The organism is Thermogemmatispora aurantia (assembly GCF_008974285.1).
Taxonomy (GTDB): domain Bacteria; phylum Chloroflexota; class Ktedonobacteria; order Ktedonobacterales; family Ktedonobacteraceae; genus Thermogemmatispora; species Thermogemmatispora aurantia.
Genome location: NZ_BKZV01000002.1, coordinates 69721 through 93468, shown reverse-complemented (window position 1 = coordinate 93468; position 23748 = coordinate 69721). Strand labels below are relative to the sequence as shown.

Sequence of the window (23748 nt, the reverse complement as noted above, 5' to 3'; positions counted from 1 at the left end):
AGAAATACTTGTCGATGATGCCATCTCTCTCGGCTGTTGGCGCTTTTCCCTGGGCTGGTGATGGAGAACTGTCGGCGTCTCTTTCACGTGATCTGCTGCTGGGGGAGGCGGGTGAGAGAGGAAGGGAGGAAGAGAGTCCCACAGGCAAGGAGTAGGATGGGGCGGACGCATCCAGCGCAGGGATAGACAAGACATCCGTTTCAGGATCGCTGGAGCCGGGTAGTCCTGTGTCTGAAACGGATGACGTTGGTCAGAGGGATCGAGAGGCCCGCCGCTTGGGTCAGTGTCTCGCCCGGGCGCTTCAGCTAAGCTGAAGTTTTGTTAGAGCTGAGCTGGAGCGGAATCTGCGCCTCCTGGCTATTGGGAAGAAGATCGCTCTGCATCATAATCACTGTACAAGCCGTTGTTCCTTCCGGTAGAGTGAAGATAACATCGCCAGTCTGGTTAGTGGTTCCTGCCTTAACGATCATGTGGAGGGTATTCGCTGTAGGCGGGAAACGATCGCTGCCGACCTGAAGGCGCATAAAATCATCGGCGTTGAAGCCGACATCCTGGTTGGACAGGTTATCGATGCGGAAGCTTAAGGTCAGGAAGCGTTTTCCGCTATCGGCTTGCTTGCCTTGAGCGCTCCAGCTCACGCTGGTTTCCGTGACCGTCCATTTCAGGCCGGCGTAGGTGGTCTGGGCGTTGGTTGGCCTGGTGGTAGAGGGATCGTATTTCGTGAGATCGGGCTTGTTCTGGAGAGGAATGTCCATAGTCGCTTCGGTAGGGGCTCCCAGGCGCAGAAGCGTATGGCTCACATCCACATTGTTGGGAACGGGGAAATCAAGCCAGTTGGTGCGGGTCGAGCTGGGTTGCGGGGCCCCGCCATATTGTAGGGCGTTTGGGGCAACGCTCGTTTGATCGGGAAGAATCAGGCGAGCAATCTCATTATAGGAATAAGAGGCAAAGTCATTGGTCCCGTTGTTCTCCTTGAGGAGGACGCGCAAGAGAGTCGCACTATTGGTGGCATTGAGGTCGTCGGGGAAGCTGCTGGCCAGTTGAACATTTACGACGGTGATCGTGATGGAGGAGTAGGTCAAGGTGCCGTTCACAGGGAAGGTGCGGGTCGGGATGCTGGTTGGCGTGTTGGAATGGAGCGTAGTGCTCCCGCTGGTGCCGCTGCTGTAAGAAGAGGAGCTGGTGGCGCCGGTGCTCGCGAAGTTGCGCAGGAGGAGGTAACCGCCCAGGCTCAAGGCCCCACAGACAACCACGATCAGCGAGATAATCAATAGCACGCTACAACTGAGACCGGTGATGACGCCGCGACTGGCGTTCCGCTGTGGGCGAGCGTAAGGGGGGGGAACATTGCCTGGCTGAGGTGGAGGCATGGCTCCTTGCTGACCGTAGGAGGGAGTGGGGGGAGGGGGCATATAGCCCGGCTGTCGTTGGCCCAAGGCTGCTTGCTGCGGGCCGGCGTTGGGCGGCTGTTGATTGAGGGGAAGAGCAGGCGGCCAGGTGGGTGGATGGGAGGGAGGAGCTGGTGGGGGCAGCGATGACACAACGGTCCTCTCTATCGACTCGGAAGATCCGGCTGATTCCCCCGCTCCAGAAGAATGGGTAGGTTCGCCAGTTTCCGTACTGAGGACAGCACCGCACATTGAGCAGAAAGCCTGCTGTTCTTGCAATGGGACACCGCAGTTTGGGCAGAAGCGAAAGTTGGATTGCATGGTAGAAGCCTCCTGTCACAAGGAAAGATAGGCAAAGGTGTCTGCTAGCAAGAGAACGTTGGAGGGGAAGAATTCTCTAGGGTGAATGTGAGCAGTACGGAGTGAGGACGGAAGACTGGGGGAGCCTGGCCATCTCCATTGTGCTTGGCTCTTACAGCTAAAGAAGGAAACAGCTGAAAAAACGAGCAAAAGCCACTCCCGCCTTTTCTCTAAAGGGAGAGTGGCTTTTGCTCGCTTGCCCTGGTCCGGGAGGCCCTCATTCGTAGCGCAGCACGATCAACGGGCGTACGCGCACAGCCTGCCAGGCGACCAGGGCCGCCGTGCTGGCGGCCAGGAGTAGCGGCATAACGACCAAGCCAGCCATCACACCTGGCTCCATGCTAAGGATGAGGTTGCTGTTAAAGAGCACTTTGCTGAAGAGGATTACCCCGCCAGCAGCCAGGAGAGCCGCCATAGAGGAGCCAAGACCGCCAGCGACAGCGTACTCGATAGCTATCTGGCCGAGCAGACTTCTGGCCGTATAGCCTACTGCCTTGAGAATCCCTAGCTCGCGCCGCCGTTCCAGCATGGCCAGAGCTACCGCATTGGCGATGATGAGGACCCCGGCCAGCAGCGAGAGCAAAGCCAGAGCCAACAGGACTAGCGTGATCTGCTTCACCACCTGCAGAAAGGCCAGAGCGCCATCGGTCAGATTCTGCGCCGCTGCGTTGGGCGCGATCTGGTTAATGGCCTGCAGAGCAGCCACGATGCCAGTAGTGGGCACCTTCAGGTAGAAGACGGCAGTTCTGTTGGCCTGTTGTGGGCTTAAGGAGGCCACAAAGGAGGCCGGGGCCAGAACTTTCCCCAGGGTCTGGTAGCTGCTGGCGATCGAGAAGACCCCGACGATGTGGGCCGTTCTGATGCTCTGGCCATCGAGGCTAGTGAAGGTAATGGTATCCCCGGGCCGCAGATTCAGCCCGGACCAGCCGGCGCGGGTCAGAATTGTGCTGATGAGGATATTGTTGCTGTTGGCGTCACGGGCGCTGAGGTTACGGCCAGCGATCAGGGTGAGCGTCGGCTGGCTGTGGGTGAGATCGAACCCTTCGAGGCCGCCCAGTATGGCGCGATCTTGCTGGCCATAGTCGCCACCAGGCATCTGCCCTTGTGCTGGACGCCCGTTGATGGCCACGGGCAGTGTCTGGCTGAAGAGGTTCACACGGCTGGCGCTGAGGCCCGGAATACTATGCAAATGGGCGGCAAGGCGTGTACTGTCGCTGCCACTGGTGGTTACCACCAGGTTGTAGGGCTGCTGCTGGCTCAGGACGCTGCTGACGCGCTCCTGGAGATCCTGGCCCAGGCCAATATCGAGGCCGACCCCATAGACGCCGATAAAGAGCGCCAGGACAGTTGCCGTGACACGCGCGCGCCGCCGCCCGATGTTGCGCAGCGCCATCTTGAGGGAGATTTTCCAGGAGGGCGGCAGCCAGGGGAGGGCCAGCCCCAGCAATGCGAGTGCCAGTAGCAAGAAGCTGAACATGGGGAGGAGCGGAAGGATGACCAGAGCGCTCACCAGGCCAGCCAGCGCCAGCAGGATCAGCAGCGGGTGCAGCTTCTCAGGTACCGGCAGCCTGCTGATCAGCCCTAGCAGAGTGCTGAAAAGACCGCCTAGCAAGAGCAGACAGGCAAAGGTGCCGTAAGTCACGCCAACGGCGAGCACGTAGTTGTTCTCCAGGATCACGCTCGCTAGCAAACAGAAGAGCAAGGAGAGTAAAAAGAGCATTGCGAGCGTCAGACCACGACGATGGCGACCCTGCATCTCGCTTTCGCGCAGGACCTGTAGCGGGCGAATGGAGGCCGCCTGGGCGATCGGCAGCAGTCCGAAGATCAGAGCTGTCACGGTGCCAGTGAGCAGACCGGAGGCGATAATGCTATAATTGAGCAGAAATGGCAGGCTGATCCCGAGGCTCTGGAGCAGCTGATGGGTCAGGTAACTCACACCGGTAGCGGCAAGCGCTCCCAGCAGACCGCCACCGAGGCCGAGCAGGCCGGCCTCCAGGCCGAAGAGGAGGTAGAGATCGCGGCGGCGGTAGCCAACTGTCTTGAGCATGGCGATCTCGGTCCGGCGGCGTGAGAGCAGCACCTGCATCGTGTTCACGATGCCCACGCCGCCAATGAGCAGCGCCAGCAGGCCAGCGATTTTCAGGAATTGGCTGATCTGGTCAATTGACGACTGCTGGGCCTTGAAGAGATCGCTGGCTGTCTGCACACTGACCAGCGGGAAACGCCGGTTAATCGCCGCCACGGCGCGCGCCGTTTGGGCCTGTGAGCTGGTAGTGAGGTCGATCAGGGTATAGGTGGCCAGGGCTGCAGATCTGGCAGCCAGGTAGGTTTGTTGCGACAGAAGCACCAGATTGCCGGCCTGGGCGAAGCTCCCGCTGTTGGCGATTACTCCGGCGATCGTCACCGTCAGCGTCTCGCCGGCTCCACTGAGGCTCTTCACGTAGAGAGGGAAGCGCTCGTTGAGCTGCTTATGGTAGAGCGTCAGAAACTGCTCAGTGACGACAACCTGATGACCCTCAAGCGCGCTGTGCAGCGTGGCCCCGCTCGGCGCGCGGAACTGTGGAGGCGAGACCAGGGGGAAGCTTGCAGGATTAACGGCCTCCACTGGAAACGTCTGGGTTATGGCCGTCTGGTTGCTCAGGGACCCGTTGGCGCCGATAACCGCTGTATAGCTGCTGATGAGTCCCTGCTCTTTGAGCTGGTCGAAAAAGCTGAGATCGGTGGGCCTGAGTGGCGCGCCGGAGGCGTTGATGGCGATATCGCCGCCGGTGGCGTCGCGTGCGCTGTCGGCCAGCGAGTGCTGCAGCATAGAGCCGACGAGCTGCAGAGAGACAATGGCCATGACCCCCACTGCGATGCAAAGGATGGCCAGAAAACTGTGCTGACCGCTGCGTAACAGAGACCGTCCGCTATAGTGCAGGTAGAAAGAGGCTTTCATCTCTATTGCTCGCTTCTTAGCTATAGTTACAGTCGAGAGCCGTTAGCGCTTACTGGGTGACTACAGAGTGGGTCGCCTCAATGGCCGCGATCTGGCCGTCGACGATGCGTATCGTGCGGTCGGCCAGAGAAGCGACCAGCGGGTCGTGAGTCGCGATGATAAAGGTCTTACCGATTGTTGAGCGCAGCTGCAGGATCAGCTGAAGAACGTGCTCGCTATTACGAGCATCAAGGTTGCCCGTCGGCTCATCGGCGATGATCAGCGCCGGATCGCAGGCCAGGGCACGAGCCAGAGCGACACGCTGCTGCTCGCCACCAGACAGCTGGTTGGGGCGGTGGTGAAGACGCTGTTCGAGGCCAACGAGCGTGAGCAGCTCGCGGGCGCGCGTCGCTGGCGATCCCCGGTGCTTGCCGGTATAGAGCGGCAGCTCTACGTTCTCCTGAGCTGTCAGGGTGGGAATCAGGTTGAAAGCCTGAAAGACCATGCCCAGGCTGCGATTGCGTACGCTGGCCAGCTGGCTCTCGCGCAGGTGGCTAATATCCATACCGTTGAGCAAGACCCGCCCCGCGCTCGGGCTATCCAGTCCGGCGATGATGCCCAGCAGAGTGCTCTTGCCGGCCCCGGATGGCCCTACGATCGCGACAATCTCGCTCTTGTAAATCTGGAAGCTGATGCCTTTGAGAATCGCAAGCTCTTCATGGCTCAACGGCAACGTTTTGGTAATTTCCTGTACGTCGAGAATGACGGCGCGCTCCGTTGCCTGGGGGTGGGAGCGCGGGACCTCTGGCTGAATGGTCATGAGCAGTGACTCCTTTTTGTTTGGCGTTTCGCCAGTCTCTCGCTTCTTGCTCGTGTTTGCAGGCCTGAACTGCTGCTTGATGGAAGGAACCCTGGCCGGCCTGGCTGTTGTGCTGCGACTGCCTTGGGTCAGAGCGGGCAGGGCTTGCAGCGCTCATATGGGTCGAGTATAGGGAGAGCGAGGCCAGGCCGGTAGTGGAGGTAATCACCAGAATCGCCTGACAGATGTCATACCAGTCTGATGATTGTCTTCACTGGACATGGCCCGCTGGGCCAGCTATACTCACTCCAAGGGGTGGATGAACTGGGAGAATGGCCGCAAGTACCCTCTGGAGCCAGAGAGCAATTCACGCTATTCGCGCTACAATGGCCCAGTCTCAACAAAGCGAAAAGACCATCCAGTCAGTCAGTCAGCCAGCCAGCCTGTCTGCGCTAGAAACGAGCAAAAGTATGTCGCGCCGCCTGCATCTGCCCTGGCCGTTTCGTCGGAAGACGGCCCCCCTTGAGGCTGAGAAAGTGTCACAGTCTCCTCTAGAGGCGGTCCCACCGTGGCCCGTAGAGAGGTTATCGCCTTATCTCATTTGGAGCGTTTGGGTAGCCTGGGTACCTTTGTTCCTGCCCATTATCCTCCAGTTGCTATCATCGCATCCGCAGCCTGTCGATGCCTTTATTTCTCTTTCAGGAGTGATATGCTTTTTTAGCATCTATCTCTGGGCGAGCTGGTGCGATGCCCGTTATCTGGCTTCCACACCACCTATGACCGGCGCTGTTGATCGGCGTCTGTTGCGGGCCTGGCTGATCCTGGGGCTGCTGAGCCTGCTGGCGATCCCCTTGGTGCTGCTCAACGGCGGCAATAACTGGCTCAACCTCTTCTACTACATTAGTGGCTACAGTGGCGGACGTCTCCCTGTACGTCAGACCGTGCTCGCTGTTGCCGGGCTGGCGCTGCTGGCGACCCTTCTCGCTCTGCTGGCCCATAATGCGCTCAACGTGGAGGGCATGACCCTGCTCTTCATCGCAGTCATTGGCGCGCTCATCGCGGCTGTGGGCCATTTTGTCAGAACCAGCCAGCGGCTGCGCAGCGCGCGCGTGGAGATTGCCCGTCTGGCGGCCACGGCAGAGCGGCTGCGCATTGCGCGCGATCTCCACGACCTGCTTGGCCACAGCCTCTCGTTAATCGCGCTGAAGAGCGAGCTGGCTGGCCGTCTGCTTGACCAGGCTCCAGAGAGGGCGGCGCGCGAGATCCGCGACATCGAGCAAGTTGCTCGCTTCACCTTGCAAGAAGTGCGCGAGGCAGTGAGCGCCTACCGCCGGCCTGCGCTGCTTGATGAGCTACGGGCTGCGCGTGAGTTACTGGAGGTAGCCGGGGTGCGCTATCGGCTAGAGGGTGAGCGTACTCTGGAGGCCGTGGCGGTACCGGCGCTAGAGGTTGTCTGTTCCTGGATTGTGCGCGAAGGTGTGACCAACGTTATTCGACATAGTCGGGCGCGCGAGTGTTGCATTCGCTTCAGGCAGGAGGGGCGCCTGCTCTGGATCACGATCAGTAACGACGGGCTCGTGCGACCAGCTCAGGGCGGGGAGGTAGCAGCGGGCAACGGGCTGCGCGGTCTGGCCGAACGGGTGCTAGAGCTGGGTGGTCAATTCGAAGCCGGGCCAGTGGCTGACGGCTTTCGTCTGGAGGTGGCATTACCACTGACAGGGCGCCGCGGCGAAGTCTCAGCCGCTGAGCATGCTGGCCGTGAAGGAGAGCAAGAGAGTGCTGAGAAACAAACTGACGTCACAGGAGGGCGGAGCGATGATACGAGTCCTGCTGGCTGAAGATCAAGCGATGGTGCGCGGTGCTCTGGTGGCGCTACTCAGTCTGGCGGGTGACATCGAGGTCGTTGCCGAAGTTGGACGTGGCGACGAGGTGGTGCCGGCAGCATTAGAGGCCCGGCCCGATGTGGCGCTCCTGGACATCGAGATGCCGGGCGGCGATGGTCTCACGGTAGCGGCGGCGCTCCATCGCCAGCTGCCAGAGTGTCGCATCCTTATTCTGACCACTTTTGGGCGTCCTGGCTATCTCAAGCAAGCTCTGGCCAACGGCGTCGTAGGTTTCCTGCTCAAGGATGCTCCGTCGGCGCAGCTGGCCACCGCCATTCGGCGGGCGCTGGCAGGTGAGCGCATCGTTGATCCCAGCCTGGCAATGGCGGCCCTCAGCGAAGGAGACAATCCTCTGACCGAGCGCGAGCGAGAAGTCTTGCGGGCTGCCCTGCCTGGAGCAAGCATAGCCGAGATCGCGGCTCAGCTCTTTCTCTCCGAGGGAACGGTGCGTAACTATCTCTCAGTTGCCATTCAGAAGATGGGGGCGCGCAATCGCATCGAGGCAGCGCAGCTGGCCCGTCAAAAAGGCTGGCTTTAGGGGCCAGTGGCGTCAAAGGAGCCGTCAATGGCGGGCCGGGGGGCGTAGGTGGTCCCTTTTGCCCGGACCTTGCTCGTGAGCGTGCAAGGGCAGGAGCCAGAGGGAGCTGCTATAATAAATAGCAGTCAACGACGACAGGACAGACGTCTTTGCTCGGGCCCGGGTAGTTGCGCGTCACAGAGAAGAAGCCTGCTATGGTACAGACCAGCGATGACAGCCGGACGAACCTGATTGCCAGCCTGCAGGAGCGTGCCGAAGAGCTGGCCCAGCTCAACCGCATTGCCATTGCGCTCACCTCAGAGTTTGACCTCCAGCGCCTGCTCCAGATGATCACCGACGCCGCGCGCAAGGTGACCGCAGCCGAGTACGCTGCCTTTTTCCTCATTCCCGAACTCACTCATGAATCGCCGGAGCGGCGCAGCAAGAAGGGCCTCTTCCATCTAGCAGCTATCTCTGGTGAGCACGGAGTCGAAGAACACTTCCGTCATGTCGGTCCGGTCGAGGGCATTGGTGTTCTTCATCCCGTCTTCTGGAAAGGTGCCTCCGTGCTGGTGGACGACGTTCTCGCCGACCGGCGCTACGTCGGCATTCCCCGCGGCCATATCCCCGTGCGCAGTTTTCTCGGCGTCCAGCTGCGGACGCGCGAAGGGTCGATCCTGGGGGCCTTCCTCATCGGGCACACGCAACCCAGCCGCTTCAAACCGCGCCACGTCGAGCTGATCGAGGCCCTTAGCGCGCAGGCCGCTGTTGCCATTCACAATGCCCAGCTCATTGCCCGCGAGCGCCACGCCATGGAAGAGCAGGCCGCGCGGCTTGAACGCGAGGTTCGGGAACGCACTGCCGAGCTAGAGCGGCGCAACCAGGAGCTGACGCGAGTGGCCACTGATCTCCAGACCCTGCATCACGAGCTCACCGAAGCGCAGAAGCGCCAGATGCTGGCCGACGAGCGCAGCCGCATCGCTCAGGAGCTACACGACCGCGTCCAGCAGACGCTATTCACCATTGGTCTCAAGGCTGACTGGGCGTTGGAGCAGCTGCCGCCGGGGTCGCCGCTGGAGCGTCCCCTGCGCACCATCAAGCAGCTGGCCTCGTTGGGAACGGCCCAGGTGCGCGACGCCATCTTTGCCCTCTCCTCCAGCGAGCCACAGACGCAGGACGGTGGCCTGATCAGTCGCCTGCATACCCTCATCCACGACCTGCGCGAATCTGCAGCGGGCCTCGACATGGACCTGGTAGTCGCCGAGTGGGCCAGTGCGCCGCCGGTAGCAGTCGAGAACGCCCTTTTCAGCGTGGCGCGCGAGGCGCTTTCCAACGTCCTGCGTCATGCCCAGGCGACCACTGTCGTGGTCACCGTGCAGGTCACGCGCACACAGGCCGTGCTGGTCGTGCAGGATAACGGGGTTGGCCTGGCGCCGGAGATCCTGGAAAGCTACCGTCACAATCCGGCCCATCTGGGACTGCGCGGCATGCAGCAGCGGGTGAACGACTGTGGCGGCCAGCTTCTGCTGGTCAACGGTGAGGAAGGCGGCCTGATCGTGAAGGCGGTGATCCCCCTTGATTCGCTTACTGATCGTCGATGATCACGAGATGGTGCGCGAGGGCCTGAAGGCCATGCTGGTCTCGGAGCCGGATTTCGAGATCGTGGGCGAGGCGGCCAATGCCGAGCAGGCTCTGGGGCTGGTCGAGCGCCTGCATCCCGACATCATTCTGCTCGATGTGCGCCTGCCGGGAGTGAGCGGCGTCGCGCTCTGCCGCCAGGTCTGCGAGCGCTACCCCGAGATCGGGGTCATCATTGTCACCACCTATACCGATGAGAACCTGGTGGCCGAGTGCCTGCAGGCGGGCGCCCGCGGCTATATCGTCAAGGACATCGAGCGTTTCGATCTCAAGCGCTCGATCCGCGCGGTGGCGCGCGGCGAGGCGGCCATTGATCCCAAGGCGGCGGTGGCCGTACTGGCCCACTTGCGCCGGACGCCGGTGCGTCAGGAGCCGGGGCCGGAGCCGCTGAGCGCCCAGCAGCTGGTGATTCTGCGCCTGATCGCCCAGGGCCTTTCCAGCCGCGAGATTGCCGCCAAGCTCTACCTCAGCGAGAATACGGTCAAGAGCTACGTTCAGGAGATCCTGCATCGTCTGGGGGTGAAGAATCGCACCGAGGCCGTCATGGTAGCTGTCAAGCAGGGCTGGCTCTAGGCGGGCAGCGAGTCCAGTAGTTGGTCAATCAGCCAGCCAGTCAGCCGGCGTGTTGCCCGGGTGCAGCTTTTGCTGATCGACCACCCTCCAAAAGCAGGGGAGCAAGACCCTGCATTCGGAGGTAACAGGTGCTTCCCCATCCTGGCTATACTGGAAGCAGCGTAGACAATCAACCACGCCTGCCACGCTCTGCGAAATGCTGAGCTGAGACGAGACGCTCAGCGATCACACCCAAGCCAGCGCCAGACAGGAGCGAGCACGTCACAAAGGCCGACTGGAGCCAGACGCATCCGGCCTGGCCTCGGGTCATGCCCCGCCCTGCCTGCTCAGTAGGCTGCCAGTGACGAAACGGAGGTGATCTCCCCTTGATCCCTGGTCCTTTTGACTATCAGGTGGCCAGCAGCGTTGCTGAGGCCATCGCCTTACTGGACCAGCACGGCGCCGATGCCAAGGTGCTCGCGGGTGGGCACAGCCTTATTCCCCTCCTGCGCTTTCGCCTCGCCTCCCCTGCCGTTCTGGTGGACATCAACCGTCTGCGCGACCTGGAGTACATGCAAGAAGCCGACGGCACCCTGCACATTGGGGCCTTGACGCGCGAAGTCGACCTGGAGGCCTCGGACCTCATTCGCCGGCGCTATCCCATTCTGGCGGATACGGCCCGCGTCATCGCCGATCCCGTGGTGCGCAACTGGGCCACCATCGGCGGCAACCTGGCCCACGCTGATCCTGCCAACGATCACCCGGCGACCATGCTTGCCCTCGGGGCCCAGCTCGTAGCGACCGGTCCCACTGGCCAGCGCCTCATTCCGATCGAGCAGTTCTTTACCGACAGCAGCTTTGAGACGACGCTGCAGCCCAACGAGCTGCTGACCGAGATCCGCATTCCGGCCCCGGCAGAGCGCAGCGGCGGCGCCTATTTGAAGCTAGAGCGCAAGGTCGGTGACTACGCCATCGCCGGCGTGGCCGCCTACGTTGTCCTGGACGGAGCCGGGCACGTCACCTACGCTGGTATCGGGCTGACCAACGTCGGCCCGACCCCCATCAAGGCCCGCGCCGCTGAGCAGCTCCTGCGTGGCAGCACCCTTGACGACGCGGTCATCGCCCAGGCCGCCAGGCAAGCCGCTGCCGAGGCTCAGCCTGTCAGCGACCTGCGCGGTCCCGCTGACTACAAGCGTGCGATGGTTGAGACATTGACCATGCGGGCGCTGCGCCAGGCGCGCAGCCGCGCAACAGGAGGCGCCTAGCCATGAGCATCCACCACATTCGCGTCACCATCAACGGCAAGCTCTACGAAGGCGACGTTGAGGCGCGTACCCTGCTGGTTCACTGGCTGCGCGACAGCCTGCGCCTCACCGGCACTCACATTGGTTGTGACACCTCCTCCTGCGGCGCCTGTACCATCCTGGTCGATGGCAAGGCGGTCAAATCCTGCACCATGCTGGCCGTGCAGGCCGATGGGCGCGAGCTGCTGACCGTCGAGGGCCTGGAGCAAAACGGCAAGCTCCACCCGCTCCAGGAAGGCTTCCACGTCGAGCACGCCTTGCAGTGCGGCTACTGCACGCCGGGCATGATGATGGCCGCCCTGGCTCTGCTCAAGCGCAATCCCGATCCCAGCGAGCAAGAGATCCGCGAAGGCATCTCGGGCAATCTCTGTCGCTGCACGGGCTACGTCAATATTGTCAAGGCCATCCAGTACGCCGCGCAAAAGCTGCGCGAGCCGCAACCCGAGCAGGTACCCGCCGGCAGCGGCGGCGGAGGTGAATAGCCATGACCACCACCAGTGCAGGCCCACACGTCCACGGCCTGGGAGAACCCTACAAGCGCAAGGAAGATGCGCGCTTCATTCGCGGCAAGGGCAATTACGTCGACGATATCCAGCTCCCGGGCATGCTCTATGCCGACATTGTGCGCAGTCCCTACGCCCATGCCCTGATCAAGAGCATCGACATCAGCAAGGCCCTGCAGGTGCCGGGCGTTGTCGCCGTCATTACTGGCAAGGACCTGGAGGCCGCCGGCCTGGCCTGGATGCCGACGCTCTCCGGCGATAGCGAGGCCGTGCTGGCCGTCGATCGCGTCCTCTACCAGATGCAGGAAGTCGCCTTTGTTGTAGCCGAGAGCCGCTACGCCGCCGCCGATGGCGCTGCCGCGGTTGAAGTCGACTACGATCCCCTGCCCGTCGTCGTCGATCCTCACAAAGCGCTGGCGCCCGACGCTCCACTGCTGCGGCCCGACAAGAAGGATCGCCAGCCGACCAACCAGATCTACCACTGGGAGACCGGCGATCGCGCCGCCACCGATGCCGCCTTTGCCGAGGCCGAGCAGAACGGCGTTGTCGTGCGTCAGGACATGTACGTCCCGCGTATCCACCCGGCTCCCATCGAGACCTGTGGCTGTGTGGCTGATTACAACGCGGCCACCGGCAAGCTGACCGTCTGGATGACCTCGCAGGCTCCGCATGCCCATCGCACGCTCTTCGCCATCGTCTCCGGCCTGCCTGAGCACCGCATCCGTGTCATCTCGCCCGACGTCGGTGGTGGCTTCGGCAACAAGGTCCCCATCTATCCCGGCTACGTCTGCGCTGTCGTCGCAGCCCTCAAGACTGGCAGGCCGGTCAAATGGATCGAGGACCGCACCGAAAACCTGACCAGCACCGGCTTTGCGCGCGACTACCACATCCACGCGGAGATCGCCGCTGACAAAGAGGGCACCGTCAAGGCGCTGCGTGTCTACACCCTGGCCGACCACGGCGCCTTTGATGCGGCGGCCCAGCCGACCAAGTTCCCCGCTGGCCTCTTCCACATCTGCACCGGTTCCTACGACTTCAAGCATGCCCACGTTGCCGTCGACGCCGTGCACACTAACAAGGCACCTGGCGGCATCGCCTACCGCTGCTCGTTCCGCGTCACGGAAGCCTCCTATCTCATCGAGCGCATGATGGACACGCTGGCGCGTGAGGTGGGCAAAGATCCCGCGGAGATCCGCCTGCAGAACTTCATCAAGCCCGAAGCCTTTCCCTACCGCTCGGCCCTGGGCTGGACCTACGACAGCGGCAACTATGAACGTGCCCTGCGCCTGGCGATGGAGAAGATCGGCTACGAGGAGCTGCGCCGCGAACAGGCCGAGAAGCGAGCGCGCGGCGAGCTGATGGGCATTGGCATCTCCTCCTTCACCGAAATCGTCGGGGCTGGTCCCGGCAAGCACTTCGACATCGCCGGTATCCAGATGTTCGATAGCTGCGAGATCCGTGTCCATCCCACCGGCAAAGTGCTGGCCCGCATCGGAGTCCAGACCCAGGGCCAGGGCCACGAGACGACCTTTGCCCAAATCATCGCCGCCGAGCTGGGTATCTCGCCCGACGACGTCGACGTCGAGCATGGCGACACCGATACCGCCCCTTACGGCCTGGGTACCTACGCCAGTCGCAGCACTCCCGTCGGCGGGGCCGCCACCGCCGTGGCCGCGCGCAAGATCCGCGACAAGGCGCGCAAGATCGCGGCCTATCTGCTCGAAGTAGGCGAAGAAGACCTCGAATGGGAGCCGGGCCGCTTCTATGTGCGCGGCAGCCCGAGCAAAGGGAAGACCATCCAGGAGATCGCCTTTGCCGCTTACACCAACTGCCCGCCCTATCTGGAGCCGGGCCTGGAGGCCGTCAACTACTACGATCCGCCCAATCTGACCTATCCCTTTGGCAGCTACATCTGCGTTGTCGACATCGACCGTGGCACTGGCGAGGTGCACATTCGCCGCTTCCTGGCCGTCGACGACTGCGGCACGGTTATCAACCCGATGATCGTCGAAGGCCAGATCCACGGTGGCCTGACTCAGGGGCTGGCGCCGGCCCTCTACGAGCAGCTGGCCTACGATGAGGATGGCAATGTCCTGGGAAGCAACTTCCAGGATTACCTGATTCCGACGGCGATGGAAACCCCGCGCTGGGAGACGGCGCGTACAGTGACGCCCTCGCCGCACCATCCCATTGGGGCCAAGGGCGTGGGCGAGTCGCCGACGGTGGGTGCTCCCCAGGCCATCGCCAATGCGGTGGTCGATGCCCTGGCGCACGTTGGTGTACGCCACATCGACATTCCCATCACCCCGTGGAAGGTCTGGGCCATTCTCAAAGAGAAAGGGCTTGCCACAGCGTAGTGTGGCCCTCAGCAACCCAACCAGGTGGATGATGGCAGCCGCCAGACCGGAGGCCGGAGCCAGGCGCAGACAAGCAGGCAGATAGATAGATGCTGCTTGCCGCCTGGCGCAGCCGGTCGCCGGTGCTGGCTGCCCGGAGGGAAACGGTATGCCTGAGAATGTGCTCAAGCTGGCTCAGCGTCTGGAGCAGGCGCGCAAGCCCTTTGTCCTGGCGACCGTGGTCTGGTGCGAGCGGCCCACTTCGGCCAAGCCAGGGGCGCGGGCCTTGATCCAGGCCGATGGCAGCATCAGCGGCTGGATCGGCGGTAGCTGTGCCCAGCCGGTGGTCGTGCGCGAGGCCTTGCGTCTCCTCCACGAAGGGGGCGACCCCTATCTCCTGCGCCTGGGAGCGCCGGAAGCTGGTCTTACGCGCACCGGTTCTGGAGTGCGCGTCTTCCCCATGACCTGTAGCAGCGGAGGAATTCTAGACATTTATATGGAGCCACATCTACCGCCGCCGCGTCTCTTCCTGATTGGTGCCTCTCCGGTCGTAGCGGCTCTCGCGCGCCTGGCGCCCGTCCTCGACTTTGGCGTTGTCCAGATCGACGAGGGCGGCCTGGTCAGCATGCAGCCCGACGAGCGCAGCGCTGTCCTGGTGGCCACACATGGCGAATACGACGACGAGGCCGTTGCCCGCGCCCTACGCAGTCCCGCCTGGTATGTAGGCATGGTTGGCAGCCGCCGGCGGGCCGAGGCCTGTCGCCAGTACCTGCGCGAGGCCGGCCTGGAGGAACACGTCATTGCTCGCCTGCGGGCGCCCGCTGGTCTTGATCTGGGGGCGGTCACACCCGAAGAGATTGCTGCCAGTATCCTGGCCGAGCTGGTTCAGGTGCGCCGGCGCCAATCCGCCCAGGTGCCAGCCGCAGCAGCGTCGCCTACCGCTGTCGAGGCGTCGTCTGCGACCGCCATTGATCCGGTCTGTGGTATGATAGTAGAAGTAGCCGCCGCCAGGCAGCGCAGCACCTATCAAGGGCAGACCTTCTATTTCTGCTGCCCCGCTTGCAGGCGGCTCTTCGAAAGCGATCCGCAGCGCTATCTTGCGCCCAAGGCACACGCAACACACGAAAGGTGACAGGTCGCTATGGATTTCTCTGGTTCGCAGACCATCGCCGCCCCGATCGATAAGGTCTGGGCCTTCCTGCTGGATGTCAACAAAGTCGCTGAATGCGCTCCCGGCTTTCAGAGTCTCGAAGTGCTCGGAGAGGAGCACTGGAAGGCCGTGGTCAGCGTCGGCATTGGGGCCGTGAAGGCCAGGTTTACGCTGGATGTAACGCGGCCCGAGATGCATGAGCCGGATCACATGGTGGTGAAGGCGCGGGGGAAGGCGCCGGGGAGCGCCGTGGAACTCTCGGGCGATATGCACCTGACGGCGGTCGATAGCAATCAGACGCGCATGGACTGGGAGGCCAAAGTGATTGTCAGTGGAACGATCGCCAGCGTGGGGGCGCGCCTCTTGCAAGGGACCGCGGAGAAGCTGACTGGCCAATTCTTTGCCTGTTTGAAGGCAAAGCTGGAGCCAGGCGGGACTTCGCAGAGCTAGGGAGGCCCCGCGCCCCAGGGTCGCGCCTGGCTCTGGCTGGGGATGATAGTTGAGCAGAGAGGGGGGCTATGGAGAGCGCAATTGAGCGTTGGTACGCTATTCATGATGCGCGCGCACAGCAGATGGAAGCGATCTATGCCCGCCTGGGGCGCTCCAGTGCCGGTTATTGGGACCGGCGCGCGCGCTTCTTCCATCGCAGCACGCGCGAGCGTGCTGCGAGTGATCCATTTTTTCAGCGCGTGCGCCAGGAGCTGGAGCCGTCGCTGAGCGTCCTGGACGTGGGAGCCGGAACGGGCCGCTTCGCTCTGGCTGTGGCGCCGCTGGTACGGGTGGTCTACGCGGTCGAACCCAATGCCACTATGCTGAGCTATCTGCGTCAGGAGGCGGGGGAGCGCGGAGTCAATAACATCGTGCCGATTCAGTCGACCTGGGAGGCGGCTCCTGCCGATCTGCGCGCCGATCTGGTGCTCTGCAGTCATGTGCTCTATCCGATCCGCGAGGTGGTCCCCTTCGTCGAAAAGCTGCGCGCTGCGGCCCGGAGAACGTGCTATATTTACATGCGCGCTACCCACTTCGATGACTTTACGGCTCCCGTCTGGCGCCATTTTCATAACACGGAGCGGGCCCGCTCTCCGGCCTATATCCACTTGCTGGATGTCCTCTTTGAGATGGGCATCTATGCCAATGTGGAAATTGTGAAGACGCCGATCTCGCTGCGCTATTCCTCGCTTGATGATGCTGTGGAGGAGATGCTTGAGCAGCAACTTCTGCCTGACGATGAGGCGACGCGCCGCGAATTGCGCAGCTTCCTGGCAAACTGGCTGGTTCCTGACAACGATGAGCTGGTGGTCCCAGGCGGTGAGATGGTGAGCGCCGTTATCTGGTTCCCCGGGGCGGAGAGAGCAGACCCCTGAGTGGTGCTGGCCAGGAGGGCGCGCTGGCTGCCCTCTTTGGCCACGCTGCTGGCTCGCTCGTTCCGTCCGGCAAACCTGCTCGTGGGCTGGTTGGCCGGCTTCTCCTCATCCTCCTCTCGCGTTACTGCTGTAACCGTCTCCTGACCAACTGACTGGCTTCTTTGTAGTCTGACCCTTGTCGCCCTGCCCCCAATGTGCTACTATCCTGGCAGATTGTCCATGAGGAGCTGAGCGTCTGCATGCAAGAATCCGAACATTCTGAGCGCACTGCTGCCGCTCCCCAGGCCCAGGAAGGCGCTGAGGAGAAGCCTGCTGCTTCTGAGCCGGCGGAGCAACAGGCAGGCGAGACGGCTGCGACGGCCACGCCGGAAACTGCTCCCGTTGAAGGGAAGAGCCAGCCTCGGGCAAAAAGTGGACCCGACTGGCTGGCGGTGGAGGTGGTGACCGTAGTGGGCCTGCTCTTCGCTATTATCGCCCGCTTGAATGTCCAGCCCTCAACGGCGCTGGTGCCTGTAGCGGTGCTGGCTGCTCCCGGCTGTGGCCTATTGGTGACGGCCATTCGTAAGCTGCGCACCTTGCAGCGTCCCGGCCTGCTGGAGGCGGCCCTAGCCGGCGCTATTCTGGCTCTGTGTCATCTGGGGGCCGCCCTGACTTATCCCTCGGTGCTGTCGACGCTCTTGGCTCAGGCCGAGCTGCGCCTGGCCTTTTTGAGTACCTGGGGCCTGGTGGCCCTCTTTGCGCTGGTGCTGAGTGTCGTCGGGGCCGCGCTCGGCCATTTGGCCTTCGGCCCCTTACGGCCACTACCGGCCCGCTCGGAGGCTGCCGCGAAGGTGAGGCAAGACCAGGTTTTTGCTCAGGCTGAAGAAGGAGAGACCTCGGAAGAGGAAGAAGGAGGAGCAGGTTCCGGGGAGTCGGCGCTGGCGGTTTCGCTCAGAACTGAGGAGGGCGCAATAGAAGTGCCAGCCCGGGAAACGATGAGCGCTTCCTCTGAGACCGCTCAGGCAGCGGCTCGAATCGTCGACGGGCAGGATGGGGAGGACGAAGCAGAGGGAGAGCAGGCGGGAGAAGCGGAGGAGGCTGCGGATGCTGGCGAGACGATGGCGGATTCAAGGCCGACTCGCCGTCCGTTGCTGAGCTATGCGATCGCCGTTCTGTTCCTGGCGCTCCTGCCGACGGTAGTGGGCTACCTCTTCGCAGCGGCCTACGATGCCATGTTTGTCCTCTATCAGTTTGCGCCCGGTCCTTTCCCAACGCTGCGCCTGTTGTCGGCGCTCTTGCCCTGGCAGGTGCCTATTCATATCGACCTGAGCCGGCCCGACGCCGCCCTGATTATTTTCTCGCTCTTGTGGCGCATCCCGCTCTTCCTCGGCAATGGGACCATGTTCGATGTCCTGGCCCTGGAGCCAGTGGTCTTGAATGGTGCCGCTCTGGCCTTGCTCCTCCTGACCACCTATGGTCAGGAGACGACTGGAACGGCTGCTGCCTCTGGAGGAGAGCCGGCGCTGCCAGGCTGGCCATCCTACCTGCTCTTGGCGGCCTTGCTGGGCCTGGCGCTGGTGCTGGCTCCTGATCTCTGGATCTTTCAAGGTCTGGCGGGCCTGTTGCAGATTCCCCATGCCGATATCGCGCTGCCACTCCGTACGCTGCGCATTCTTGATCCGCTCACGTTCAGTCTGAATCTCGTGACGGGGCCGCTGCTCTCTCTGCTCCTGGCACTGGCCTTGCGCTGGCAGTATGAGCGTGCACATGCCAGCCGGACAGGCCGGTCGTGACGCTGGTCTTCGCCCCACCGGGCTTGCGCAATTGACCAGGCAGCGATTACTCTTACTCTCATTGAGTGATGAGTGAGTATGTATACTTATGAATGATCCACGTATTCTTGTCATCTTTGGCCTCTTCTTTGTGGCTCTGGGGGGGTATAACCTGGTGGTTGGGCGTCGCCGCTTACGCGCCCAGCCAGGGATGCGCCCCCTGCAGCAGGTCAATATTCTCACGGGCAGCGAGTACCTGCTGCTGGCGCTGGTCTTCTTCATCAGCGCTCTGGCCAGAACGACGCTGCTGCCCTCCTCGGTAACGCCCTATCTGTTCGGGGCCTCTTTTGCCTTACTCATCATCTCCCTGGTCCTGGCCGTGATGGTGGTGCGTATGGCCACGCGGGGACGGGCGGTACCCCGCCAGGGTGTGGGAGAGGCTGCTGTGGCCTCCGGTGGTGATCAGGCGAGGAGCGGCAGTCAGGCGTTGGAGACGGTGGAGAGCGATCCAGAGCTGGAAGCGGCCCGGCGCCGGGAGCGCCGTCGTCGCCGTCTGGAGCATCGGCGCAGGATGGCCGAGCAGCGCCGCCGACGGGCAGGCAAAGCCTGAGCGAGATCAGGAAGAATGACGACGAAGAAAAGGGCGCCCCGACTCGCTCGAATGAAGAGCCGGGCGCCCACTGGGTCCTGTAGCCTGGTATAGCCTAGCTCAGGGCCTCGATCACAGCACGCGCGATGCTGGCGCTCGATTGTGGGTTCTGGCCCGTGATCAGCAGCCCATCGCGCTCCACGTGGTCGGACCAATTGGGGCGGGTCACGAAATTGGCCCCCAACTCGCGCAGGCGCGTCTCCAGCAGGAAGGGCATAAACTTATCCAGCCCGGTGGCGCGCTCCTCCTCGTCGGTGAAGGCCGTGATGGTCTTACCCGCCACCAGTGGCTGGCCATCAGCACGCCGGGCCCCGACCAGGCCCGCTGGACCGTGGCAGACAGCGGCGATGACCTTGCCCTGACCCTCGAAGTCGCCAAGCAGACGGTGCAGAGTCGTATCTTCGGCCAGATCGAACATCACGCCATGCCCGCCAGGCAGGAAGATGGCGTCGTAATCGGCGGCATTCAGCCCAGCCAGGGGCCGCGTATTCTGCAGCTGGGCCCGGGCCTCGGCGTACTTCTGGGCCTCTTCCTCCTTGGGTTCGCTGCGCGGGTCAACGGGCACGCTGCCACCGCGCGGGCTGGCGACTGTGATCTGCCAGCCTTGCTCTTTGAAAGCCTGATAGGGAACCGCGAATTCCTCAAACCAGATCCCGGTCCGGTGCTCGTCGTCAATGCGATCGTGACCCGTCACTACCATCAGAATACGACGCGGTTGAGCCACAGAGAACTCACTCCTTTCTTCGGGTCTCGGCTAGTAAGGCAAGCTGTGCTCTGCACAGAGAGAGATGCATCTTACCACGATTGAGCGGCGCCCATTTGCTGGAAACGCTGCGTCTCCTCTTCGGTGCTTTGGCGTGCCGCTCCGCTGACATTCTATATCGTGGCCCGGCTATAAAGCAAATAGTCTTTCTGATGATATATATAAATAAGTTTATGATTAATCTGGAGTGGTACCGCTGCTTTGCTTTGCTGCCATCTACCGCGCCGGAGCTGTCTTCGGGGTGGCGTAGGCCCTCTTGCTGATGCAGCCTGCGGTGACCCAGCAACTGGCGGCGCTGGAGGCCACCGTGGGTGAGCCGCTCTTTCTGCGGCACCGCGGCAACAAGGAACTTTACAACCAGATTGTGCAGGCCAGGAGCGACCGCCCTTGCTACGCTGTGGAGTGCCGCGCGAATACTTTCAAGAACAGCTCCTGATGCTCCTGAACTCACTTCTGTATCGGATCTGGTTCATACTTTCTTCTTGCCATCGATAGTACTCTCACAGTAGATCAATATATAAATACCTCCTATGCATCTCACGCTGTTCGCTTCGAGGATCGCAGTGCCCGGGTTTTCATGCAGCGATCCTCGAATGGCTCCCCAGGCCGTGCCAGGGCCAGAGTGGCTGGCATCATGACCGCATAAAAGCGGTCACTGATGACCGTTTTTTTGGGATGCTCGAAAAGGCTTGACTGAGGCCGCCTGCAATGCTATTTTAGGAAGGGTACCGTCAGAATGCCTGTTTAGCCCGCTCTGGGATTGAAACCTTTATATGAAGTCTACGCCACACTTTTTTCTCGTGTGGCGTGAGTCAGAATGCCTGTTTAGCCCGCTCTGGGATTGAAACCTACCATCCGCGCGCGAATCTCCTCGCGCGTCGGTGTCAGAATGCCTGTTTAGCCCGCTCTGGGATTGAAACCACCGGTTACAATGCCGGGCGCCAAAGCATCAACATGAAGGTCAGAATGCCTGTTTAGCCCGCTCTGGGATTGAAACGGCAAGGGGTCCAACTGCATCAAGAAAGCCTGGTCAGTCAGAATGCCTGTTTAGCCCGCTCTGGGATTGAAACTCGAAGCGTCTCATGGTACTCAGGTGATTGCTCTCGAGTCAGAATGCCTGTTTAGCCCGCTCTGGGATTGAAACCTGGGTTCACCTCCTGGCCAGGCCAGGTCTTGCGTCAGAATGCCTGTTTAGCCCGCTCTGGGATTGAAACTCGACGTAAAGCCAGCGCTGAGAGAGCGAGCACCAGGCAGGTCAGAATGCCTGTTTAGCCCGCTCTGGGATTGAAACGGAAACTCCTTCTTCCAGAAGAAAAGGGATGGAGGAAACCGGGTCAGAATGCCTGTTTAGCCCGCTCTGGGATTGAAACCCTGCCTGGAATGAAAGAGGGGCTGATCCTAAGAATGGTCAGAATGCCTGTTTAGCCCGCTCTGGGATTGAAACGCCTCTGTCCAGACATTGGCTCGTCCCCCCCACCTTGCCGTCAGAATGCCTGTTTAGCCCGCTCTGGGATTGAAACCTAAGTGGTGGTTCTGTCTCTGTCAGCCGGATGACACCGGTCAGAATGCCTGTTTAGCCCGCTCTGGGATTGAAACTTGAGGAGCTGCGTCGGCGCCTGTGCCAGGTCGAGTCAGAATGCCTGTTTAGCCCGCTCTGAGATTGAAAGGGGATTGAAAATTGAAACGCTAAAGACCTTCCAGCTCAAGCTGCATCTCTGCCAGACCCTGCTGAGCGGCGTAGCGGACCGTCAGGCCGCTGATGCGACAGGTCAGATTCTGGCCGCTGCCCGTAGGTGCCAGGCTATCGATCAGCGTCACTGCATCGAAGAGCTGTAGCGCTGGATTCAGCGGCACAGTGATGCGGTGGCGACTGGCGGCGCGCTGCTCCTGAGCCAGCAAGAAGGCCGCCTTCTGAGCGCATTGGCTGGTAGTGGTCAGCTTGTGGTCAATGTGGTAGCGCAGGCGCTCGCAGCCCACCTGCTGTACATGGAGATCGTCGTAGGCCTCGGCGGTCGTCAAAGCTTGAGGCGAACCACTGGCCGGTGGCCTGCCACTGACGATGATATGGTTGGCGCGCTCGTCGCTACTGCCGATACTGAGCAGCTCGATCTCGGGCTGGTAGGACCAGACAGGGGTCTCGCCGCTACTCAGCTCGCGGAAGCGCAGGACCTCATCCTGGTCGAGGAAGTAGACCAGCCCGTATGTATTGCACAGCTCGTCGAGGGCCGCGCGGTAAGGCTGGCCTGCCTGGATGACAAAAGAGGGAATAGTCTGGCTCAGCTGGTCGGTAGCGGGAAGAGCGATGGTAAAGAGGCCAGCCCGGGCGCAGACCTCGCTAATCAGAAAGGCCAGCGTCTGGCCATTGTAGCTGTTCTGGTAGCGGGCGAGCAGATCGAGCTGGCGCGTGCGATCGTTGGCGACGAGCAAGAGGCGATGCTCCTGGGGAGAGCGCAGAAAGTGGAGCTGACTCAGGACATAGCTGCCAGTCTTGATCTGCGTCGGAGAAGGCGGCGTACCTGCGTAGTAGCCTTCGCTCAGGGTCAGCGTGGCTCCCGGGCCGAGTGGACGGTAGCTACCAGCGCTGCTGACCAGCGCGTTATAGCTGCCACCGCTGTTGTCCAGCAGCACCTCTAAGCGAGCGGGACGGCCTGGGCGCTCCAGGCGCCGATAGGCCAGCACAGCGGGCGAGAGATCGAGAGACTGCTGAGGGTTAGTGCTCTGGAAGAGGGGGGCGCTGGCGATCGTTGGCATCGTCAGGACGTAGGAGCGCGGACCTGCGTTTCCACTGGCGGGACTGGCGACGGGCAACACGACGGCCCCATAGGTACAGGACAGCATGTGCAGAATAGTCCCATTTGACCAGTGGACCAGGTCCAGCGACTGGCGCAGTCGTGGGTAGCTGTAGACTGAGCCGGTCAGGTTGCCGCTGTCGGCCTCGACGCAGCTCAGAGTGTAGAGACCATCCGCGAAGGAGAGGCGCGGAGCCAGGCGCATAATAGCGGTAGTCGTAGCCGGGGCGATCGCCACGCCAGAACTCCACTGCCCATTAGCGGCGTTGAAGGTGCAGGTGCTCAGCGAGTAATTATCTGAGTAAATCAGCGTGTAGAGGGAGCCAGAGCAGGCGCTGGCCAGTCCACCACCGGCTCCCAACGGTGGCAGCGACCAGCTCTGCAGACTGGACCAGCCAGTGCCGTTGAAAAAAGAGCAACCCAGGGCTTCGCCACCAACGACATCGTAGAGAAAAAAGACATCGTTGGTGCCAGCGCAGGCAATACCTTTGATCAGAGCGTTGCCCGGTGGAGAAAGCACAGTTGTCGGGCCGCTCCAACTCAGGCCATTGTTGGCTGAGGTCCAGACCCAGAGCTGGTTGCCGCCACTGCCACGCTGAGCGAAAGCCCGCAGCAGCCCCCCACAGTTGGCAACAGCGCAACTGCCGTCCTGATTCATAACGCCAGCCGCGCCCGGTAGCGTCACCCAGGCGCTGGTAGCCCACTGGCTGGCCTGAGCAGGATCAGTGATGCGTTGAACCTGGAATGTCCCGGTAAGAAAAGAGCTGGAGCGCGCCAGATGGACACGCACGATGCTGCCATCGCTGGCGAGACAGGCGTCATGCCAGCTCTCAGGGGTCCCCGGGGTCTGGTAAGGAGCGTAGTGGAGGACATGGTCGGCGACGTTGAGAGTCAGGACTGGGCGGCGCGTAAGGCTGTTGAGAGCGGCGCTCAGGGGATTGGGAAGAGTACGAACCATGAGGGGAAGCTCCTGCTTGGTGGGGGAGTCTCTGGCCTGGGCCTGCTACTGAGGAGAAGAAAGGAGCAGGACAACAAGCACAGGGGATAGGGGAGGAAGACGCTGCTTCACCCGGCGCGGGGGACGC

The 23748-nt window shown here is 62.0% G+C and carries 18 protein-coding genes, 1 pseudogene and 1 CRISPR repeat array; of the genes and pseudogenes, 13 read left to right on the top strand and 6 right to left on the bottom strand.

All coding sequences use genetic code 11. The features are described from left to right. Positions 1 to 305: 305 nt before the first annotated feature. The 4 genes and pseudogenes from KTAU_RS07245 to KTAU_RS07235 all read right to left on the bottom strand — a co-directional run bounded on the left by KTAU_RS07245 (position 306) and on the right by KTAU_RS07235 (position 5485). Entirely contained in the window at positions 306 to 1541 is a 1236-nt protein-coding gene (locus KTAU_RS07245; RefSeq protein WP_228026386.1) for a hypothetical protein, read from the bottom strand. 87 nt (positions 1542 to 1628) lie between these two features. Then, positions 1629 to 1709 (bottom strand): annotated as a pseudogene (locus KTAU_RS22330) (zinc-ribbon domain-containing protein); the annotation flags it as partial. A 256-nt stretch (positions 1710 to 1965) separates the two neighbouring features. Beyond that, entirely contained in the window at positions 1966 to 4686 is a 2721-nt protein-coding gene (locus tag KTAU_RS07240; protein WP_151727751.1) for an ABC transporter permease, read from the bottom strand. Positions 4687 to 4735: 49 nt separating this feature from the next. Then, positions 4736 to 5485, bottom strand: coding sequence for an ABC transporter ATP-binding protein (locus KTAU_RS07235; RefSeq protein WP_151727750.1), 750 nt, complete (start codon positions 5483 to 5485; stop codon positions 4736 to 4738). Positions 5486 to 5934: 449 nt separating this feature from the next. Here KTAU_RS07235 and KTAU_RS07230 point away from each other — a divergent pair, with 449 nt between their 5' ends. The 12 genes from KTAU_RS07230 (at position 5935) to KTAU_RS07175 (ending at position 19072) form a co-directional block, all read left to right on the top strand. Beyond that, positions 5935 to 7302 (top strand): sensor histidine kinase, encoded by a 1368-nt coding sequence (locus KTAU_RS07230; protein WP_170293133.1) that lies wholly within the window; start codon positions 5935 to 5937, stop codon positions 7300 to 7302. Further along, entirely contained in the window at positions 7280 to 7885 is a 606-nt protein-coding gene (locus KTAU_RS07225; protein WP_151727748.1) for a response regulator transcription factor, read from the top strand. Before KTAU_RS07230 ends, KTAU_RS07225 begins: the two co-directional genes overlap by 23 nt. 194 nt (positions 7886 to 8079) lie before the next feature. Beyond that, entirely contained in the window at positions 8080 to 9465 is a 1386-nt protein-coding gene (locus KTAU_RS07220) for a GAF domain-containing sensor histidine kinase (protein ID WP_151727747.1), read from the top strand. Further along, positions 9440 to 10075 carry a response regulator gene (locus KTAU_RS07215; RefSeq protein ID WP_151727746.1) on the top strand — a complete coding sequence of 212 codons (636 nt, stop codon included), beginning with the start codon at positions 9440 to 9442 and terminating at the stop codon, positions 10073 to 10075. The genes KTAU_RS07220 and KTAU_RS07215 overlap by 26 nt, the downstream gene beginning before the upstream one ends. A 365-nt stretch (positions 10076 to 10440) precedes the next feature. Next, positions 10441 to 11319: an FAD binding domain-containing protein gene (locus KTAU_RS07210; RefSeq protein WP_151727745.1), complete on the top strand. Its 879-nt coding sequence runs from the start codon at positions 10441 to 10443 to the stop codon at positions 11317 to 11319. 2 nt (positions 11320 to 11321) lie between these two features. Beyond that, a complete protein-coding gene (locus tag KTAU_RS07205) occupies positions 11322 to 11840 on the top strand; it encodes a (2Fe-2S)-binding protein (protein ID WP_069803178.1) in 519 nt (172 codons plus the stop codon). Between the two features lie 2 nt (positions 11841 to 11842). Then, entirely contained in the window at positions 11843 to 14218 is a 2376-nt protein-coding gene (locus KTAU_RS07200; protein WP_151727744.1) for an aerobic carbon-monoxide dehydrogenase large subunit, read from the top strand. A gap of 148 nt (positions 14219 to 14366) precedes the next feature. Further along, positions 14367 to 15329 (top strand): XdhC family protein, encoded by a 963-nt coding sequence (locus KTAU_RS07195; protein WP_151727743.1) that lies wholly within the window; start codon positions 14367 to 14369, stop codon positions 15327 to 15329. Positions 15330 to 15338: 9 nt separating this feature from the next. Continuing rightward, positions 15339 to 15797 (top strand): SRPBCC family protein, encoded by a 459-nt coding sequence (locus KTAU_RS07190; protein ID WP_151727742.1) that lies wholly within the window; start codon positions 15339 to 15341, stop codon positions 15795 to 15797. 68 nt (positions 15798 to 15865) lie between these two features. After that, positions 15866 to 16711: a class I SAM-dependent methyltransferase gene (locus tag KTAU_RS07185; RefSeq protein WP_151727741.1), complete on the top strand. Its 846-nt coding sequence runs from the start codon at positions 15866 to 15868 to the stop codon at positions 16709 to 16711. A 239-nt stretch (positions 16712 to 16950) separates the two neighbouring features. Further along, a complete protein-coding gene (locus tag KTAU_RS07180) occupies positions 16951 to 18483 on the top strand; it encodes a hypothetical protein (RefSeq protein WP_151727740.1) in 1533 nt (510 codons plus the stop codon). An 88-nt stretch (positions 18484 to 18571) separates the two neighbouring features. After that, the gene (locus KTAU_RS07175; protein ID WP_151727739.1) at positions 18572 to 19072 is read left to right on the top strand and encodes a hypothetical protein; all 501 of its coding nucleotides are present in this window, start codon (positions 18572 to 18574) and stop codon (positions 19070 to 19072) included. 94 nt (positions 19073 to 19166) lie between these two features. On the opposite strand, the gene KTAU_RS07170 is transcribed toward KTAU_RS07175, so the two are convergent. Continuing rightward, positions 19167 to 19835, bottom strand: coding sequence for a type 1 glutamine amidotransferase domain-containing protein (locus KTAU_RS07170; protein ID WP_228026353.1), 669 nt, complete (start codon positions 19833 to 19835; stop codon positions 19167 to 19169). Positions 19836 to 20136: 301 nt separating this feature from the next. Here KTAU_RS07170 and KTAU_RS07165 point away from each other — a divergent pair, with 301 nt between their 5' ends. Then, positions 20137 to 20310 carry a helix-turn-helix domain-containing protein gene (locus KTAU_RS07165; RefSeq protein WP_151728207.1) on the top strand — a complete coding sequence of 58 codons (174 nt, stop codon included), beginning with the start codon at positions 20137 to 20139 and terminating at the stop codon, positions 20308 to 20310. Between the two features lie 294 nt (positions 20311 to 20604). After that, positions 20605 to 21541: direct repeats of the CRISPR family, unit length 37 nt; unit sequence GTCAGAATGCCTGTTTAGCCCGCTCTGGGATTGAAAC. Positions 21542 to 21560: 19 nt separating this feature from the next. Here KTAU_RS07165 and KTAU_RS07160 read toward each other — a convergent pair. Then, the gene (locus tag KTAU_RS07160) at positions 21561 to 23621 is read right to left on the bottom strand and encodes a hypothetical protein (RefSeq protein WP_151727738.1); all 2061 of its coding nucleotides are present in this window, start codon (positions 23619 to 23621) and stop codon (positions 21561 to 21563) included. Positions 23622 to 23748 lie beyond the last annotated feature (127 nt).